Origin of the sequence: Microbispora sp. ATCC PTA-5024, from assembly GCF_000511135.2 — a bacterium.
GTDB lineage: Bacteria > Actinomycetota > Actinomycetes > Streptosporangiales > Streptosporangiaceae > Microbispora > Microbispora corallina.
Genome location: NZ_KI866523.1, coordinates 591,703 through 609,167, shown reverse-complemented (window position 1 = coordinate 609,167; position 17,465 = coordinate 591,703). Strand labels below are relative to the sequence as shown.

At 73.3% G+C, this 17,465-nt stretch carries 17 protein-coding genes; 8 read left to right on the top strand and 9 right to left on the bottom strand.

The annotated features are described in order from the left end of the window. Positions 1–1,193, bottom strand: a 1,193-nt coding sequence (locus tag MPTA5024_RS15270; protein WP_063794697.1) for an amidohydrolase family protein, incomplete at its 3' end; no start/stop codon positions are given. Between the two features lie 155 nt (positions 1,194–1,348). Continuing rightward, positions 1,349–1,726 (bottom strand): cupin domain-containing protein, encoded by a 378-nt coding sequence (locus MPTA5024_RS15265; protein WP_036324698.1) that lies wholly within the window; start codon positions 1,724–1,726, stop codon positions 1,349–1,351. Positions 1,727–1,785: 59 nt separating this feature from the next. On the opposite strand from MPTA5024_RS15265, the gene MPTA5024_RS15260 reads away from it, so the two are divergent. Then, a complete protein-coding gene (locus tag MPTA5024_RS15260) occupies positions 1,786–2,259 on the top strand; it encodes a MarR family winged helix-turn-helix transcriptional regulator (RefSeq protein WP_198167167.1) in 474 nt (157 codons plus the stop codon). Between the two features lie 92 nt (positions 2,260–2,351). Here MPTA5024_RS15260 and MPTA5024_RS15255 read toward each other — a convergent pair whose 3' ends face one another. From MPTA5024_RS15255 to MPTA5024_RS15245, 3 genes are all read right to left on the bottom strand, one after another. Further along, positions 2,352–3,131 carry an SURF1 family cytochrome oxidase biogenesis protein gene (locus tag MPTA5024_RS15255; protein WP_036324697.1) on the bottom strand — a complete coding sequence of 260 codons (780 nt, stop codon included), beginning with the start codon at positions 3,129–3,131 and terminating at the stop codon, positions 2,352–2,354. Positions 3,132–3,190: 59 nt separating this feature from the next. Further along, complete coding sequence (locus tag MPTA5024_RS15250; RefSeq protein ID WP_051458207.1) at positions 3,191–4,066, bottom strand: MBL fold metallo-hydrolase; 876 nt, start codon at positions 4,064–4,066, stop codon at positions 3,191–3,193. A 130-nt stretch (positions 4,067–4,196) separates the two neighbouring features. Beyond that, positions 4,197–4,664, bottom strand: a complete 468-nt coding sequence (locus MPTA5024_RS15245) for a winged helix-turn-helix transcriptional regulator (protein ID WP_198167166.1) — start codon at positions 4,662–4,664, stop codon at positions 4,197–4,199. Positions 4,665–4,744: 80 nt separating this feature from the next. Here MPTA5024_RS15245 and MPTA5024_RS15240 point away from each other — a divergent pair, with 80 nt between their 5' ends. Both MPTA5024_RS15240 and MPTA5024_RS15235 read left to right on the top strand, forming a co-directional pair. Beyond that, complete coding sequence (locus MPTA5024_RS15240; RefSeq protein ID WP_051458426.1) at positions 4,745–5,281, top strand: GNAT family N-acetyltransferase; 537 nt, start codon at positions 4,745–4,747, stop codon at positions 5,279–5,281. Then, a complete protein-coding gene (locus MPTA5024_RS15235; RefSeq protein WP_036324695.1) occupies positions 5,278–5,874 on the top strand; it encodes a TetR/AcrR family transcriptional regulator in 597 nt (198 codons plus the stop codon). The genes MPTA5024_RS15240 and MPTA5024_RS15235 overlap by 4 nt, the downstream gene beginning before the upstream one ends. 39 nt (positions 5,875–5,913) lie before the next feature. Here the strand turns inward: MPTA5024_RS15235 and MPTA5024_RS15230 are convergent, their stop codons facing one another. Beyond that, positions 5,914–6,324 carry a hypothetical protein gene (locus MPTA5024_RS15230; protein ID WP_232326478.1) on the bottom strand — a complete coding sequence of 137 codons (411 nt, stop codon included), beginning with the start codon at positions 6,322–6,324 and terminating at the stop codon, positions 5,914–5,916. Positions 6,325–6,468: 144 nt separating this feature from the next. Between MPTA5024_RS15230 and MPTA5024_RS15225 the strand changes: the two genes are divergently transcribed. Further along, a complete protein-coding gene (locus MPTA5024_RS15225) occupies positions 6,469–7,947 on the top strand; it encodes a DUF7059 domain-containing protein (protein WP_051458206.1) in 1,479 nt (492 codons plus the stop codon). 409 nt (positions 7,948–8,356) lie between these two features. On the opposite strand, the gene MPTA5024_RS15220 is transcribed toward MPTA5024_RS15225, so the two are convergent. After that, positions 8,357–11,350, bottom strand: coding sequence for an AfsR/SARP family transcriptional regulator (locus MPTA5024_RS15220; protein WP_036324693.1), 2,994 nt, complete (start codon positions 11,348–11,350; stop codon positions 8,357–8,359). 262 nt (positions 11,351–11,612) lie between these two features. On the opposite strand from MPTA5024_RS15220, the gene MPTA5024_RS15215 reads away from it, so the two are divergent. Next, positions 11,613–12,143 (top strand): hypothetical protein, encoded by a 531-nt coding sequence (locus MPTA5024_RS15215; RefSeq protein WP_036324692.1) that lies wholly within the window; start codon positions 11,613–11,615, stop codon positions 12,141–12,143. Positions 12,144–12,233: 90 nt separating this feature from the next. On the opposite strand, the gene MPTA5024_RS15210 is transcribed toward MPTA5024_RS15215, so the two are convergent. Beyond that, positions 12,234–12,905 (bottom strand): GNAT family N-acetyltransferase, encoded by a 672-nt coding sequence (locus MPTA5024_RS15210; protein ID WP_232326477.1) that lies wholly within the window; start codon positions 12,903–12,905, stop codon positions 12,234–12,236. Positions 12,906–13,116: 211 nt separating this feature from the next. Next, positions 13,117–14,757 carry an FAD-dependent monooxygenase gene (locus MPTA5024_RS15205; RefSeq protein WP_036324690.1) on the bottom strand — a complete coding sequence of 547 codons (1,641 nt, stop codon included), beginning with the start codon at positions 14,755–14,757 and terminating at the stop codon, positions 13,117–13,119. Positions 14,758–14,833: 76 nt separating this feature from the next. Here MPTA5024_RS15205 and MPTA5024_RS15200 point away from each other — a divergent pair, with 76 nt between their 5' ends. From MPTA5024_RS15200 to MPTA5024_RS15190, 3 genes are all read left to right on the top strand, one after another. Then, positions 14,834–15,499, top strand: coding sequence for a TetR/AcrR family transcriptional regulator (locus tag MPTA5024_RS15200; protein ID WP_036324689.1), 666 nt, complete (start codon positions 14,834–14,836; stop codon positions 15,497–15,499). A gap of 68 nt (positions 15,500–15,567) precedes the next feature. Next, complete coding sequence (locus tag MPTA5024_RS15195) at positions 15,568–16,326, top strand: beta-ketoacyl-ACP reductase (protein ID WP_036324688.1); 759 nt, start codon at positions 15,568–15,570, stop codon at positions 16,324–16,326. 11 nt (positions 16,327–16,337) lie between these two features. Continuing rightward, positions 16,338–17,351 carry an LLM class flavin-dependent oxidoreductase gene (locus tag MPTA5024_RS15190; RefSeq protein WP_232326476.1) on the top strand — a complete coding sequence of 338 codons (1,014 nt, stop codon included), beginning with the start codon at positions 16,338–16,340 and terminating at the stop codon, positions 17,349–17,351. Positions 17,352–17,465: the final 114 nt, after the last annotated feature.

The window sequence follows — 17,465 nt, the reverse complement described above, 5'->3', positions numbered from 1 at the left end:
ATCTCCTCCATGCGCAGCCAGGCGCGCGAGGGGAGCGGGTGGCCGAACAGCCGGGCGGCGTTGCCGTACGCCACGCGGGCGATGTCGGTCGGCGGCAGGCTGCCGAGGTTGCGGGCGACCGTGCGCTGGGTGTCGGGCCAGGTCGACTCGGCGCGCGGGTAGCCGCTCTCCAGCAGCACGTGCTCCATCCCCACAGCCATCCGGACGGCTCCGAGCGCGTTGTCGTCGAGCGTGCCGAAGAAGAAGTTGCGCCGCAGGACCTCGCTCGGCTTGAGGCCGCCCTCCCAGCTCGGCTCGCCGGCGACCGGGTGGTCGAGGGCGTGGTCGGCGCGCTCGGCCAGCATGGGCAGCCACCCGACGCCGCCCTCGACGATCAGGATGCGCAGCGCCGGGAAGCGCAGGGCGACGCCCGACCAGAGCCAGTCGGCGCAGGCGAACATCGCGCTGGCCGGGATCAGCGTGGTGATCGCTTCAATCGGGGTGTCGGGCGAGGGCACCGGAGCCCAGGACGAGGCGCCGGTGTGCAGGCAGACGACGGTGCCGGTCTCCTCGCAGGCGGCGAAGAACGGGTCCCAGTGCCCGCTGTGGATGGACGGCAGCCGCAGCCGGGTGGGGAACTCGGGGAACACCACGGCCTTGAACCCCCGCGCGGCGTTGGCCCTGATCTCCTTGGCCGCCGTCTCGGGGTCGGGCAGCCAGGGGAGCTGCAGGGCGATCATCCGCTCGGGATAGGTGCCGGCCCACACGTCCACGTGCCAGTCGTTCCACGCCTGGACGAGGGCGAGACCGAGGTCCTGGTCGCGGGTGCGGGCGAACAGGACGCCGGCCTGGTTGGCCAGCATGCCGGGGAAGCAGAGCGCCGCCCAGACGCCCGCGGCGTCCATGTCGCCGATCCTGGCCTCGATGTCGTAGCAGCCGGGCCGCATCTCCTCGAAGCGGACGGGGTCGAGCGTCCACTGCTCCTTGGGCAGCCCGGCGCCCACGTCGAGGCCGGCGCAGGGGTAGGTGGCGCCGCCGTACCGCCACACCTGGTGACCGGCGTCGGTCTCCACGACCTTGGGAGCGAGGTCCTTGTACTTGTCCGGCAGGCGGTCCTCGAAGAGATCGGCCGGCTCGATCAGGTGGTCGTCGACCGAGATGATCACGTAGTCCCGCCGCCTCGGCTCTTGGTCGGGATGCAGCGGCGTCGTCACGGTAGTAAACGGTACGGCCAAGGGATAACACCGAACAAGCTGCAAGGTCTCCGGTTGGTATCCGTTCGCTCACCTTGCGATGCGGACCGGTCCACAGCGCGTGACGGCGGCCGTCCCACCTGGTACGCAGGCCCCTCCCGTCTTGACGGAGCCTGTCAGGCGATCCAGGCGGGAACGCCGTGGACGGTGCCGTCGGCCAGCAGCGCCACCGCGCCGCCGGGAGCGGTGACCACGGCCGTGAAGCCCCCGGCGGGGTCGGCCGTGACCCGGCGCGGCACGTGCGGCGGCATGACGAGCGTGTCGCCGGGCGCGACCGCGAACGTTTCCTCGCCCAGCTCGACGGTCGCGCCCCCGGCCAGGACCGTCCACACCTGCTCGGCGTCGAACGCGTGCAGGGGGCCGGCGGCCCCAGGCGCCATCTCCACCCGCCACAGCGACTGCCCGGACCCGCCCAGGCTGGGCGAGGCGAACGTGGTCGTGACGGCGTTGGGGGTCTCGTGGCGGCGGGCCTCGGCGCTGCGGATGACGGGCATCGCGGAATCTCCTACGATAGACAACATGGTTGTCGTAATAGTGAACCTGGTTGTCCATCGTGTCAACTGACCGTCCCGGTTTCGAGCTGCCGATGCGGTTCCTGCTCGCGTTCCGCGTGCTCATCGACGAGCTGCACGCCGAGCTGGCCCGGCGCGGTCATGCCGAGATGCGCCCGATGCACGGGATCGTCCTGCAGGCGATCACGCGCGGAGGGTCGACGGCGGCCGACCTCGGACGGCTGCTGGGCGTGTCCAAGCAGGCCGCGGGCAAGACGATCGACGGGCTGGAGCGGCTCGGCTACGTCCATCGGGTGCCCGATCCGCATGACACGCGACGCAAGATCGTGCGGCTGACCGAGCGGGGGGCCGACTCGCTGGAGCAGTCCGCCCGGATCTTCGACGAGCTGCGGGCGCGGTGGGCCCGGGAGCTGGGGGAGGACCGGCTCAGGGCCCTGGAGGACGACCTGCGCAGGATGACCCCGCCCGACCTGTTCCGCCTCGACGTCCCCGGCTGGTTCGGCGGCATGGGATGACCGTCCGCGACCGCGAGAGAGCGGCGGGCGGGTGAGGGCCCCGGGTGGTCCGGGCGGTGGCCGGCGTGTGCGGCCGCCGGGTGCCGGGCGGGTTAAACTGCGGCGGCGGCGCGCGGCTCCTGCTCGGCGTCGCGCAGGTCGCGGGCCTCGCGGCGGATCAGCAGGACCCACCCGGCGACGGCGACCCCGATGAACAGCCACCACTGCACGGCGTACGCGAGGTTGAGCCCACCGCCGCCGCCCACGTCGGGCGCGGGCAGCGGGTCGGGCGCCGGGCCGCCCTGCGGCCGCTGCGCGGCCAGCTCCACGAAGCCCCCGTACAGCCGGTACGGCAGGCCCCTGCCGAGATCGGCGGTGTTGACGAGCAGGACCTGCCTCGGCGGCAGGCCGGGCCGGTTCCTGATCCCGGTCGAGTCCTCCGTCTCGGACGGCCGGAGGCGGCCGGTGACCGTCACCTCGCCGGACGGGGGCGCGGGCACCGCGGGGGCAGCCTCGGCGGTGGCGCCCGCCGGCACCCAGCCGCGGTTGACCAGCACCGCGCCCTGCGGGGTGACGAGCGGCGTCACCACGTAGTAGCCCACCTGGCTCATCTGGGTGCGCCGCCGCACCACAACCTCGCGCGCGGTGTCGAAGCGGCCGGTGGCGGTGACCAGGCGGTACTCCCGGCTCTCGGGCACGCTCCCGCCGATCGCGTCGAGGCGGTCGAGCGGCACGGGGGCACTGGTGAGGTTCGCGGTGATCCGGGCGCTGCTCGCCGACCTCTCCTCGAATCGCCCCCACTGCCATCTCCCCAGGAAGAGGAAGGCGGGGATCAGCGCGAGGACGAGCAGGTGGAACCCGATCCAGCGCGGCGTGAGGAGGAACCGGTACACGTCACCAGCGTAGGCACGACCCCGAGTGGTCCCGCCTCCGGCCCGCGCCGGGCGGACGCTCAGCCGTCGTCGCGGCAGATGACGAAGTCGCGGTAGGCGTGCCGGCCTGTCCGGTCGCCGATCTCCTCGACGGCCGCGCGGATCTCCCGCAGGTGGCCGGTCGTCAGCTCCAGCGGCGGCTCGTCCGGCTGGTATGTCGTGCGGATCGGGTAGTCCACCCCCGGCCGCGTGGTCATCTCGATGTGGCAGCCGAGGACGTGAGTGACCGGCCTGCTCTCGGAGAACGCGATGAGCCGGTCGATCGTGCGGGTGAAGGACGCCCAGTCGGCGACGTACAGGCGCCCGGGGTAGACCGTGTCGCCGGTGAGCAGCAGCCCGGTCCACGGGTCGTAGTACGTCACGGCCGCCTCGTGGTGGCCGGGGGTCGCCAGGCACTCCAGCACGCGGCCGCCGAGGTCCACCTCGGCGATCGCGTCCGGGTCCTCGTCGAAGCCGAAGAAGGCCCAGGCGGCGGCCCGGTCCGCGCCCACCACCGTGGTGTCCGGCCGGCCGGCGAACTGCCCGTCGCCCGCCACGTGGTCGCCGTGCCCGTGCGTGTGCAGGACGAGCAGTTCGTACGCCTCCCGGGGGTGCCGGGCGCGCCACTCGCCAACGAGGCCGTCCACGACCCGCCGCAGCGGGAAGAACTCGGGCGAGGCGGTGGCCCCGGTGTCGACCAGCACGGCCCGGTCGGCGCCGAACAGCAGGAACAGGAACGGCGCCTCGTAGTCGACCGCCTTGTTCTGCCGCAGCACGACCGTGTGCCCGTCGTACCAGTGGACCTGGATGTCGGGGTCGGTGTTGTGCTTGGCCGAGGGCGAGCCGTGGATCCACCGCACGTCCAGCGGACGGGGCTCGGGGGCGTGCGGGACGGCGGACGGCGGGACAGCGCCCATGACGTCTCCTCGCGTGCGTCGTCGTGCGGGCCGGGTACGGCGCACATCTCGTCCGGGGCGGCGCGGGGTCGCGCCGCCAGGGGCGGAGTCTAGTGCGCGCGGCCTCACCCGGGAGGCAGGGCGGGCCGCCTCAGGCGGTGGCGCTCAGCCGGGCGCCGGGACCGGGCCGCGGGGTGGCCTCGCGCGGCCCGGCCACCTCGTGGCCGTCCGCACAGGTCATGTGGAGGGAGACGGGGGCGCCGCAGTCCCGGTGGGTCACCACGACCGGCGGGCCCTCGGGGTCGGCCACGTAGCGGTCGCCCCAGTGCATCAGCGCGATCATGATGGGGTACAGGTCGAGGCCCTTCTGGGTCAGCCGGTACTCGTCGCGCTGCCGCTGACCGGGCTCCTGGTAGGGCACCTTGCGCAGCAGGCCCTCGTCCACCAGCCGGGTCAGGCGGGCGCTGAGCACCTGCCGGGGCGCGCCCGTGAGGGCCTGCAGGTCAGCGAACCGCCGCACGCCGTTGAACGCCTCGCGCAGGACGAGGAACGTCCACTTCTCGCCGAGCACGGCGAGGGCCCGCTCGATGGAGCAGTTCTCCACCCGATACCGCCGCATGTCACGCATCGTATTCAATGACCTCTCACCTCATCTAAGTCTACTTGACAGACCTAGCCGTGCCGATGGAGTCTGAGTCCATGCAGCGAACTCAGGTCGGGCACGCGCCCTTTCGCCGTACGGGATGGGTGGAGGTCCGGCCGGCCCGGCTCGACGACGGCGAGCGCCTGCGCGCCTTCCTGGCCGGGCTGTCCCTGGCCTCGCAGACGCGCCGCTTCTTCACCGGCCTGGCCAACCCCGGCGGGTCGCTGGTCCGGACGATGATCACCAGGGACGAGCGGCGCGACGTGCTGCTGGCCGTCCACGGCGACACGGTCGTCGGGCACGCGATGAGCCACCTGGCGGACGGCGAGGTGGAGATCGCGGTCGTGGTCGGCGACGACTGGCAGAACCTCGGGGTGGGCTCCCGGCTCGTGCGCACGCTCCTGCGCAGGGCGGCCGCCCGGGGCGCGACGTCGCTCGGCATGGACGTCATGGCCGAGAACCGGAAAGTGCTGTCGATGGTGCGGAAGGCGTGGCCGGATGCGACAATGAGGGTCGAGTCCGGGTGTGTGATGGTCAAATCGGACACCATATTTGCAGAACAAGGTTCTGTTGGGTCACCATTGACCGTGTGAAGACCTCGAAGAACGGACGCGACGGCCGCACCAGGATCATCGAGGGCGCGCTGCGCCGGTTCAGCCAGAGCGGCGTCTCGGCCACGACGCTCGCCAGCCTCCGCGAGGAGAGCGGCGTCAGCGTCGGGAGCTTCTACCACCACTTCACGAGCAAGGAACACGTCTTCGGCGTGCTCTACGCCGAGATCCTCGACGCGTACCAGAGCGCCTTCCTCGCCGAGATCACCCGCCACCAGGACGCGCGCGCCGGGATCGAGGCGATCGTCGCCTTCCACATGGCGTGGTGCGGCGAGCACCCCGAACGCGCGCGGCTGCTCATCAGCGAGCGGCCGCCGCGGCGCAACGAGCCCGGGGGGCCGGAGGTGGCCGAGTCGCGGCGCGCGTTCCTGCGTCAGGTGGCCGACTGGTGGCGGCCCCACATGAAGGACGGCCTGCTCCGGCCGGTGCCGCCGACCATGTGCTACGTGCTCTGGCTCGGCCCGGCCCAGGAGATGTGCCGCCTGTGGTTCGCCGGCGCCCACCAGCCCACGGAGGACGAGATCGGGGAGCTCGGCGAGGCCGCCTGGCACAGCCTCCGGATGCCGTCCTCCTGAGGTCTCCCAGGGTCTCCGCGGCCTGACCGGCGCGTTCCGTCAGCCGCGGGCTCCGGCCGCGTCGAAGGGCCCGGTCTGGTCGAAGGGCCCGGTCTGGTCGAACGGGCCGGTGTCCTCGTAGAAGGGGGTGCGGCGGAACGGCCGGGACCCGTCGCCGGGGAGGTCGCGGGCGCGGACGCGCCAGACGTGCTCGTCGAGGCAGATGTCCAGCCGCAGCTCGTGGCGCCGCCGCCGCATGCCGGGCACCCGGATCCGGTCCTGCACGTCGTACCTGCCGCGCCGGACGTACCCGAACCCGAGCTCGCCGGGGAAGACCCGGACGTCGTCGCGGTTGCCGCAGCGGGGGCAGGTCCACGCGACGAGGTCCCGGCCGCGGTTGTAGTCGTGGCAGGCGCCGAAGAACTCGTCGGGACGGAAGCGGGAGTCGCAGGCCAGGCAGGGGATCAGCATCTCGGGGTCCTCACAGGTGGGGCTATCGAACACAGATAGGCCCACCCGCTTGAACGGCACTTGCGACTCGCTTACAGCTCCCGCCGGCCGGCGGCCGCGGCCACATCCGGAAACGCCGCCTGAGCCCCGGCCGCACCGCGATAGATTCGTTCCGTGGACGCCCCTTCTGACCTGGTCCGACGGCTTCGTGACAGGCTCGCGGAGACCGGATACACGATCGACGGCGTGCGGGAGCGGCTCGGCGACGCCGCCGCCTCGGCCTTGGCCCGCGAGGAGATCGTCCCCGCGATGCGGGCGACCAGGGACGGAGATCCGCTGGCGACGCTGATCCGGCTGTGGTGGCTCGGCGCCCCGGTGAGCATGGCGGCCGCCGACCTGCCGCTGTTCGACCTCATCGACGCCGGGCTGCTGGTGCGGCTCGGCGACACCGTCCAGGCCACCGTCCACCTGCAGCCCTGGGACACCGGCGCCGACCGGCCCGCCTGGGTCGTCTCCGACCGGAAGGTGCGGCCGGGGGACCCGTCGCTGCGGCCCGACCACGTCGTCGGCGCCGGGGGCGCGTCGGCCAATCTGGCGCAGCTGGCGTGGACCGGGCCGGTCGGCCGGGCGCTGGACCTCGGCACCGGCTGCGGTGTGCAGGTCCTCCACCTCGCCGGGCGGGCCGGCGAGGTCGTCGCCACCGACGTGAACCGCCGCGCGCTCCGGCTGGCCCGTATGAGCTGGGGCCTGTCCGACGTGACCGGGGTGGACGCCCGGGAGGGGTCGATGTACGACCCGGTCGAGGGCGAGCGCTTCGACCTCGTGGTGTCCAACCCGCCGTTCGTGATCTCCCCGGCGGCCCGCTACAGCTACCGCGAGTCCGGCTTCCGGGCCGACGAGTTCTGCCGCGACCTCGTCCGCGGCACGCCGCGCCACCTCGCGCCGGGCGGCCACGCGCGGTTCCTCGCCAACTGGCTGCACGTCAAGGGCGACGACTGGCAGGACAGGGTGGGCGGCTGGCTGGAGGAGACGGGCTGCGACGGCTGGGTCGTGCAGCGGGACGTGCAGGATCCGGCCGAGTACGTCGAGCTGTGGCTGCGCGACTCGGCCGAGCACGGCACGTCGGCCTACCGGGAGCGGTACGACGAGTGGCTGGCGTGGCTGGAGTCCATGGACGTCACCGGCGTCGGCTTCGGCTGGATCGCCCTGCACGACTCCGGCTCGCTGAACCCGGTCGTGCGGGTCGAGGAGCTCACGCAGCAGGTGGAGCTTCCCGTGGGCGCGCAGGTGGAGGACGTGCTGCGGGCCTCGGCGACCGCGCACCGGATGTCCGGCGACGACCTGCTCGACACGCCGCTGGCGGTGGCCGAGGGGCTGGTCGAGGAGCGCATCGGCCCGCCGGGGGCCGACCACCCCGAGAGGATCCTGCTGCGGCAGAGCCGCGGGCTGCGCCGGACGGCTGTCGTGGGGACGGTCGAGGCGGCCCTGGCGGGCGTCGTGGACGGCGACCTGCCGGCCCGGCCGCTGCTGGCCGCGATCGCCGAGCTGACCGGGGAGGACGAGGCGGCCCTGGTCGAGCGCGCCCCCGCCGCCCTCCGGTCGCTGGTCGCCGAGGGCTTCTTACGCGTTCCCGCCCCGCGCTGACCACGAGGCCGCGCACTGCGACCGCCCCCCACTGACCACGAGGCCGCGCACCGCGACCCGCCCGCGCCGATCGGGGCGTGAACGGCGTCTGACCGGCGTTGCAAACCCGTGTTGATCCGACGTTGAACGGCACCGGCGACCGTGGAGGTGGGCGAGGGACCGGGGGGGTTCGGGACCCTCGCCCACCGGGAGCGTCCCTCCAAGGGGGCGCGACCAGTCCGGCCGGTCGCCGAGTGAGGCGGCGAGCCGTCACCAGGCGCTCCGGAAGAGACCGGGCCCCCTGCGCGCCCGGTGACGGCCGGCGGCCGGCCGGGCATCCCACGGCGCGGGCGCACGTCCGGCCGGAGACGATCGAGCGGGAGAGCAACCGGTGATCAACCACGTCCGGATGTCGCGCCTGGACGACGACCTACGTCTCGACCTGATCGACTTCCCGCAGGAGGGCCCGGACGTCGTCGGCCTCCGGGGAGCCGAGCCTGCCGAACAGGTCGAGGGCCTTGCCGAGAGCGTCCCTCCCCCGGGCGGTCTCGCCGAGCCCGAGGAGGGCCTTGCCGAGCGCGGCCAGTGACTGCGCCTCGCCGTACGGGTGGGTGATCTCGCGGCTGACCGTCAGCGCCTGCTCGGCGTGGCGGACGGCCTCGGCGTACCTCCCGGCGGCGATGAACGTCGCGGCGAGCCGGTAGCAGACCCGCTGCTCCCACACCCGCTGGTTGCTGGCGCGGAAGAACGCGAGACACTCGGCGTGGTGGACGACGGCCTCGTTGAGCCGGCCGACGAACGACAGCACGATGCCCAGGTGGTAGCGCGCCCGCGCCACCCCGGCGCCGCTGCCGATCTCGGTGAAGATGGCCAGCCCGCGCTCGGAGGCGGCGATGGCCGCCTCGGGGTGGCCGAGGCCGAGGTGGTCGCGGGCCGAGTAGCTCAGCACGAGCGCCTCTCCGGCGGGGTTGCCGACCTCCCGGTAGATCGCGCTCGCCCGGTCGAACCAGTCCAGCGCCTCGGTGTGCCGGCGCTGCCGGCCGGCCACGACCGCGAGCGCGTTGCAGGTCTCGCCGAGCACGACGTGGTCGCCGGTCTCCTCCCCGGCGTCGCGGGCCGCCAGGAAGTGCCGTTCGGCCTCGTCCAGCCGGTTCGCCCCGAAGAGCACCCGGCCCAGCACGTACCGGCAGCGCATCTCGGCATGCCGGTCGCCCACGCGCTCGGCCGCGGCCAGCAGGGCCGAGCCGCGCTGCTCGAACTCGCGCTGGTTCGTGCCCGACTCCAGCAGCGGCTCCATCGCGAGCAGCAGGTCGGCCGCGGGCAGCAGGTCGTCGCCGCCGCCCGCCTGCGCCGCCGTCTGCGCGATCGAGGCGAACAGGTCCTCCGCCTCCACCGACAGCCACGCCACGGCCTCGTCGGCCGAGGAGAACGTGTGCCCCTGGACGCCGAGGTCGACGAGGTTGTCGGCGATCGCGCTGCCCTCGTACGCGAGCCGGTGGGCCGACCGGGCCGAGGCGAGGTAGAAGCCGAGCAGCCGGCGCAGCGCGAGGGCGCGCGCGGCCGGGTCGTCCGCCTCCTCCGACTGCCGCCGCGCGAAGAGCTTCAGCAGGTCGTGGAAGCGGTACCGGCCCGGCGCGGGGGCCTCGAGCAGGCTCGCGTCGACGAGCGACTCCAGCAGGTCCTCGGCCTCGTACGGCGTGAGGTCGAGCACGGCCGCCGCGGCGAGGACCGAGATGTCCGAGCCGGTGGGCAGCGAGAGCAGGCGGAACGCGCGGGCCTGGCGCGGGTCGAGCTGGCCGTACCCGAGGGCGAAGGTGGCCGAGACGGCGAGGTTGCCGATCTTCATCTCGTCGAGCCTGCGCCGCTCGTCCGCCAGCCGGGGGACGAGGGAGGCGACCGTCCACGAGGGCCGGGCCGCCAGCCGGGCCGCGACGATCCGCACCGCGAGCGGGAGGAACCCGCAGGCCGCCACCACGTCCATCGCGGCGGCCCGTTCGGCGGCGACCCGGTCCCGCCCGGCCACGGCGGCCAGCAGCGACAGGGCCTCGTCGGGCTCCATGACGTCGAGGTCGATCAGCCGGGCCGCGGGCAGGTCGGCCAGCTTGCCCCGGCTCGTGATGATCGCGGCGCACCCGGCCGAGCCGGGCAGCAGATGCTCCACCTGCTCGGCGTCGCGGGCGTTGTCGAGCAGCACCAGCATGCGCCGCTCCGCGAGCAGCGACCGGAACAGCGCCGACCGCTCGGCCAGGCCGTCCGGGATGACGTCCACGGGGATGCCGAGGGCGCGCAGGAACGCGACGAGCGCCGTCTCCGGCGGCGTCGGCTCGGCGCCGTAGCCGCGCAGGTCCGCGTAGAGCTGGCCGTCGGGGAAGGCGTCCTCGGCCAGGTGCGCCACGTGGACGGCCAGCGTGGTCTTGCCGACGCCGCCGATGCCCGACATGGCCGCGACCGGCACGCCCTCGCCCGGCCCCTCGCCGCGCAGCAGCCCGAGCAGGCGGTGCACGAGCCCGGTCCGGCCGGTGAAGTCGCTGACGGCGGCGGGGAGCTGGGCGGGCCGGGGCATCTCGATGACCGGCTCGTCCGGTTCGTGCTCCGCGGTGGAGGGCGCCTCCCGCACGGCCGCCGCCTCGCGCGGGAGGGCCAGCGACGGGTCGGCCGCGAGGATGCGCCGGTGCAACTCGGTGAGTTCGGCCCCGGGGTCGATGCCGAGCTCCTCGACCAGCGCGGCCCGGGTGTCGGTGAACACGGCCAGCGCCTCGGCCTGCCGGCCGCAGCGGTAGTAGGCCAGCATGAGCTGGGCGCGCAGCCGCTCGCGCAGCGGGTGCTCGGCCGTGAGCGCGATCAGCTCGGAGATCACCTCGCCGTGCCGGCCGAGCCGCAGGTCGAGGTCCATCAACGTCTCGACCGCGCCCATGCGCCGCTCGACGAGCCGGCCGCGCTGGTGTTCGGCGTACGGGCCGACGGCGCCGGCCAGCGGCTCCCCGGTCCACAGGGCCAGGGCGGCCCGAAGGCGTCCGGCCGCCTCCTCCAGGTCGCCGGAACGCCGGGCGGACTCCGCCGCCGCGCACTCGCGCTCGAAGACCCCGAGGTCGAGCCGGTCGGCGTCCAGGCGCAGGGCGTAGCCGCGGCCGACGGAGGTGAGCAGCTCGGGACGGGTGCGGGGGGACCGGCCGGGCTCCAGCACGGTCCGCAGCCGGGAGACGTAGGTGCGCAGGGCCCCCAGCGCCCGCGGCGGCGCGTCCTCGCCCCACACCCCGTCGATCATCTCGGTCGGCGTGACCGCGTGGCCCTCCCGGAGCAGCAGCATCGCCAGAATGGAGCGTTGCAAAGGCGTGCCGAGGTCCAGTTCGACTGCGTCGCGCCACGCCAGGACGGGTCCCAGCACGGTGAAGCGCAGGCCGTCCTCGGGGGCGTGACCGGGCATCTGACGTGTCTCCGTACCCGCGATCCCACCCTGACGTGCGAGATCGCCTCAATGGCAAGTTTTCCGACCAAATGATAGATCCAGGAACTCCGCTTCAATAGGAGTGATCGCGCTGTTAACACCTCGTTCAGAATGATGAAAGCGGCCTGCAAACGGGTTTCAGGCCGGTGAAAGCAGGTTGCAGGCGGCCCGGCCTATCACTGAGGTGCAACCCCGGAAGCACCCCGCAACGGGGGATCGTCCTCACCTCAGGAGAATCGAAATGCGTCGCTCCGTCCGCAACATCCTCGGTCTCGCCGCCGTCACCGCCGCCGTCGCGGTGGGTGTCCCGGCCCTGTCGACCGCCGCCAACGCCTCCACCGCGAGCGCGGCCTCCTCGCACTCGTCCGACTACGACGACTACTGGGGCCCGTACTGGTCCTGGAACCACCTCGCGAAGGCCAAGGGCTACATCGACGTCAACTACGACGACGACGAGTCCAACGCCGTCCACATCACCGGCAAGCTCTACGACCTCGACCACCGCACCTACGGCCAGGGCGGCAAGTGCGCCTACATCAAGTTCCGCGTCTCGTCCTGGGACGACGAGGAGGACGACTGGTCCTCCAGCATCAAGTCGTACAAGTACTGCGGCGCCGGCGGCTACAAGGCGATCAGCTTCTGGCGGTACGACGTGGCGCAGGTCCAGGCCAAGGTCTGCCAGGTCGGCCTGTACAGCAACTACCCGGTCAAGTGCGGCTCGTGGCACGACCTCTACAACGCCTACGACGAGGACTACGGCTACGAGGCCTGATCCCTCCGACTGCGCGAAACCAGACGCGGCCCGTCCCCTCAGGGGGGCGGGCCGCGCCGTCGTCCGTGGTGATCCGTGTCCGTGTGGGTGTCAGGCCGCTTCCACGAGGCCGAGCCTCGCGCACAACCGTTCTCGCACCACGGGCCACTCCGGGCCGAGGATGGAGTAGTACGCCGTATCTCGGACCGTGTCGTCGGCGCCTCGGCTGTCCGCCCGTCGCACACCGTCGAGGTGTGCGCCGAGGGCCTCGATGGCGGCCCGGGATCGGGTGTTGCGTACGTCTGCCTTGAGGGTGATCCGGTGCACCTGCCAGGTCTCGAAGGCCAGGGAGAGCATCAGGAACTTGCTCTCCCGGTTGACACCGGTCCCCTGGGCCGACGCGGCGAGCCAGGTGTACCCGATGTCCGCGACGGACGGGACCTCGCCCACCGCGCTCTTGGTTCCCGGCGGCCAGGGCATCGGGCCCTGCCAATACTCCAGGTTCATCAGACGGGTGGCACCGACCACGCGGTCGGTGTGCAGCCACCGGATGGCGAAGGGCACCGAGCGGCCCTCCGCCTGCTCAGCCAAGGCGGCCTCCACATAGGAGACCATCTCTTCCCGGCCAGCGGGAACGCGAGTGAAGGCGTACGTAGAACGGTCTTCATTCGCCGCGGCGACGAGGTCGTCGATCACCGCGAGGCTGAGCGGCTCCAGGCGCACGGAGCGCCCGGACAGGGTGACAAAAGCGGGCATGAGCACATGATGGGGGCTGCCGAACACGCCTGATGCCAAATGACACGAGACATCTTGGGGGGACCTGGGTTAAGTGGTACCAGGGCCGACGAAACCGCAGGTCACAGCCCTGATCGCGGAGCGCGCCGAGAGCCGCTCCGGGTAAAGATTCGGTCAACGATCGACAAGCCCGGACGGACCGGGCGATGACGGGTCGAAAGCCACCGCCCGGTGGGCCTTCACCCCGCCCGGCCGGGGGTCATCCGACGCCCCCGCCCACGGTCGCGGGAACGCCGAACCAGGTCGCGAGAGCCCGCTCGAGGCCCGCCGGATCGGGGGCGTCGGCCGCCCAGGCCACGTACCCGTCGGGTCGTACGAGCACGGCCCCGGGGGCGTCGTCGTCCTCGATCGGCGTGCCGATCACCGTCACCAGGTCGCCGTCGACGGCGGGCAGCGGAAGCCCGGGCGGGGCGATCAGCAGCGCGCGGCCGCCGCGGAGGTGGTCGGCCAGGCGCGACCCGTCGGCGAGCGCGAAGTCGGGCGCGCTGCGGCCGGTCAGCGGGTGGTCGCCGGGCAGGTCGTACCGCTGCCAGACGCCGGAGATCCGCTTCACGACGTGCGTGGTCCCGGCCACGGTCGCGAGCAGGTCGTCCACCACGGCCCGCAGCGCGCGGGCGTGCGGGTCGGGCCGCATCAGCGCGATCTGGGCGCGGGTCCAGTCGAGGACCCACGCCCCGATCGGGTGCCGCTCCGCCGTGTACGTGTCGAGCAGGGCCCCGGGCGCGTGCCCGCAGGCGACGGCGGCCAGCTTCCACCCGAGGTTCATCGCGTCGCCCAGCCCCAGATTGAGCCCCTGGCCGCCGAACGGCGAGTGGACGTGGGCCGCGTCCCCCGCGAGCAGCACCCGGCCCATCCGGTACGTCGTGGCCTGCCGCGCGTTGTCCGTGAAGCGGGTCGCGGTGACGACGCTGTTCACCACGACGTCGGCCCCGGTGACCCGGCGGATCGACGCCTGGAGCTCCTCGGCGGTCACGGGGCTCGTGCGGTCGGCCGGGTGGCCGTCGAACTCCACGGTCAGGATCCGTCCCGGCACCGGGCCGTGCGTGTAGACACCGGTGGGCGTGGCGTTCCAGCCGAGGCGCAGGTCCTGGGTGCCCTCCATCTCCGCCAGCGCCTGGTAGGCCGTGATCTCGGGGCCGGTGCCGGGGAAGTCGAAGCCGGCGAGCTTCCTGACCGTGCTGCGGCCGCCGTCGCACCCGACGAGCCACCGCCCCCGGACGCGCTCGCCGCCGGCCGTCACGGTCACGCCGTCGTCGTCCGCCTCGAACCCGGTCACCTCGACGCCCCGCCGCACCTCGGCCCCCAGCTCGGCGGCGCGGGCGCCGAGGATGCGTTCGAGATCCTGCTGGGCGACGAGGCCGACGCCCGCGGCCGGACCGAGACCGCCCAGCTCGGGGTCGGTCTCGTCGAGCAGGTCGCCGCGAAGCATGATCCCGGCGAAGTGCCCGGCGAACCGCGGCGGCGTCCTCATCGGCCCGTCTCCCGGCGTTCTCCCGGGCCCGTCCCCCGGCGCCTTCGCCGGTCCGTCTCCCGGCGCCCGGGTGTCTCCAGTCGTGGCCGGGTCCTCCCCAGGCGCCTTCTCGGGGGAGCGTCCCCGGACGAACTGCGTCATCCGGGCGATCGTCTGGTCGTGGGCCTCCTTCAGCGCGGGCAGGAGGCCGCGCCGGTAGAGCGCCACCACGCTGGGCGCGTTCAGCGCGCCCGCCTTGATGGTCGGGTCCACCTCGGTCAGGCGCTCCAGCACCAGGACCGAGGCCCCGCCGAGCCGGAGCTCGCACGCGAGCATCAGCCCGACCGGGCCGCCGCCCGCCACCACCACGTCCACGTCGTACCCCGTCATGCCGTCCCCTCCGTCTCTTCGTACATCGGCTAGAAACTTACGTTGAATAAAACTTTTTAGCAACTATAGTGTTGGCATGGCTCAGGAGATGGGACTGCGGGAACGGAAGAAGACGCAGACCCGGCAGCTGATCTCGGACGTCGCGTCGGGGCTGTTCATCGTGCGGGGGTTCGACAACGTCACGGTCGCCGAGGTCGCCGAGGCGGCGGGGGTGTCGACGAAGACGGTGTTCAACTACTTCCCCCGCAAGGAGGACCTCTTCCTCGACCGCTTCCCGCAGGCCGTCGATCTGGTCACCGCCGCCGTGCGCGGGCGCGCCGAGGGGGAGACGCCGCTGGCGTCGCTGCGGCGGCTGTTCGTCGGGCTGCTGGAGGAGGGCCATCCCCTCGGCGGAATCGGCGCCGGCTACCAGCACTTCTGGCACGTGGTGGCCGAGTCGCCGGCGCTGCGGGCGCGGGCGCGGGAGTTCGGCGAGGAGATGGAGGACGTCGTCGCCCGCCTGTTCGCCGAGGTCGCCGAGGCGGCCGGCCACCCGCCGGGCGACCCCCGTCCCCGGATCGCCGGGGCGCTCGCCGTCGCCGCGTACCGGGCCGCCTACCTGGAGGGCGCCCGCAGGATCATCGCCGGGGAGCCGGCCGAGGACGTCCGGCGGGACCACATCGTGCTCGTCGGCCGCACGTTCGACGCCCTGGAGGCCGCGGTGGCCTCCCTCTACGCGAGCCCGGTCCGTCCCGTGGCATGACGGCCCCGCGGCGGTCGCGGGGAGTAGGTTTCTGCGTGATCGGGCTTCGGGGCGAGGAGGACTTTGTCATGTCCAGGTTCACCGGCAAGTACGCGCTGGTCACGGGCGCGGCGCGGGGCATCGGCGCCGCGACGGCGCGGCGGCTCGCGACGGAGGGGGCCGTGGTGGGCTGCGTCGACCTGACGGCCGCCCGCTGCGCCTCGATCATCGACGAGATCGCGGTCACGGGCGGCAGCGCCGCGGCCTTCGGATGCGACGTCTCGGACTCCGGTCAGGTGGAGGCGCTCGTGTCCGACGTCGTCACCGAGTTCGGCCGGATCGACGTGCTCGTCAACAACGCCGGCATCACCCGCGACAACCTGCTGTTCCGGATGTCCGAGGACGACTGGGACAAGGTGATCGACGTCAACCTCAAGAGCGCCTTCCTGATGACGCGGGCCGTGCAGAAGCACATGGTCGACCAGCGGTCGGGCGCGGTGGTCAACCTGTCGAGCCGGTCGGCGCTGGGCAACCGCGGCCAGGCCAACTACGCCGCGGCCAAGGCAGGCATCCAGGGGCTCACCGCGACACTCGCCCTCGAACTCGGGCCGTTCGGCGTGCGGGTCAACGCGGTCGCGCCCGGCTATGTGGCCACGCCCATGACCGAGGCCACGGCCGTACGGGTGGGCGTGACGCCCGAGGAGCACCAGGCGGCCGCCGCGCAGGCCATCCCGCTGCGCCGGGTGGGCCAGCCCACGGAGATCGCGGCCGTCGTCGCCTTCCTCGCCTCCGACGACGCGTCGTACGTCAGCGGCCAGACCGTCTACGTCAACGGCGGCGCGCGCTGAGCCCCCTTCGGGTGGGCGTCTTCCTGATCGCGGCCGGGTTCCCGGGCGCCGACCCGGGGGACGTGCTCCGCCACACGGTGGAGCTGGTCGAGGCGGCGGAGCGCGCCGGGTTCGACGACGCCTGGATCGCCGAGCACCACTTCATGACGTACGGCGTCTGCCCCTCGGCGGCCACGCTCGCCGCCGTCGCGCTGGGCCGCACCTCGCGGATCACGGTCGGGACCGCGGTCAGCGTGCTGCCGGCCCAGCACCCGGTGGCACTCGCCGAGCAGGCGGCCGTGCTGCACCACGCGTCGGGCGGCAGGTTCCGGCTCGGGGTGGGGCGCGGCGGGCCGTGGCTGGAGCTGGAGGTCTTCGGCACCGGGCTCGACCGCTACGAGAGGGGCTTCCCGGAGGCGCTCGACCTGCTGTGCCAGGCGCTCTCCGGGAAGCCGGTATCGGCGGACGGCGACTTCTTCCGCTTCCGCGAGGTCCCCGTGGCGCCGCCGGCCCGGATGTCGCCCGTCGTCGCCTGCACCTCGGACGGCACCGCGCGCCACGCCGCCCGGCGCGGACTGCCCATGCTGCTCGGCATGCACGTCGGCGACGAGGAGAAGGCGGACATGGTCGCCCGTTACGACGAGGCCCGCGAGGGCGTCGCCGGGCGCTCGCACGTCTGCGAGGAGGACGTCCGGCCCGCGCACATCGCCGCCGCCGTCTGCCATGTGGCCGACAGCACCCCCCGGGCCGTACGGGAGCTGAAGGAGACGCTGCCGCGGTGGCTCGAGCCGGGGCTCGCCGGCTACGTGCCCGTCGACGGCCGTCCGCGGCCGCGGCGCGACGTCCCCGCGTACGTGGACCTGCTGTGCCGGATCCACCCGGTGGGCTCGCCGGAGCACTGTGTGGAGAAGATGCGCGCGACGGTGGCGCGGACCGGGCTGCGGCATCTCGTGCTGATGGTCGAGGGTACGGGCTCGCCCGCCCGCACGCTGGAGACCGTCGCCCGCCTCGGCGCCGAGGTGCTCCCAGCCCTGCGCTCCCTCTGAGCGGCGCGCTCCCGGCCCTGCGCTCCGCCTGAGCGGCGCGCTCCGGCCCCGGACGGGACACCGGACCGATGCGGCCGGGACAGGTCCCGGTGGACCGTTCTGCCACTCGGCCGG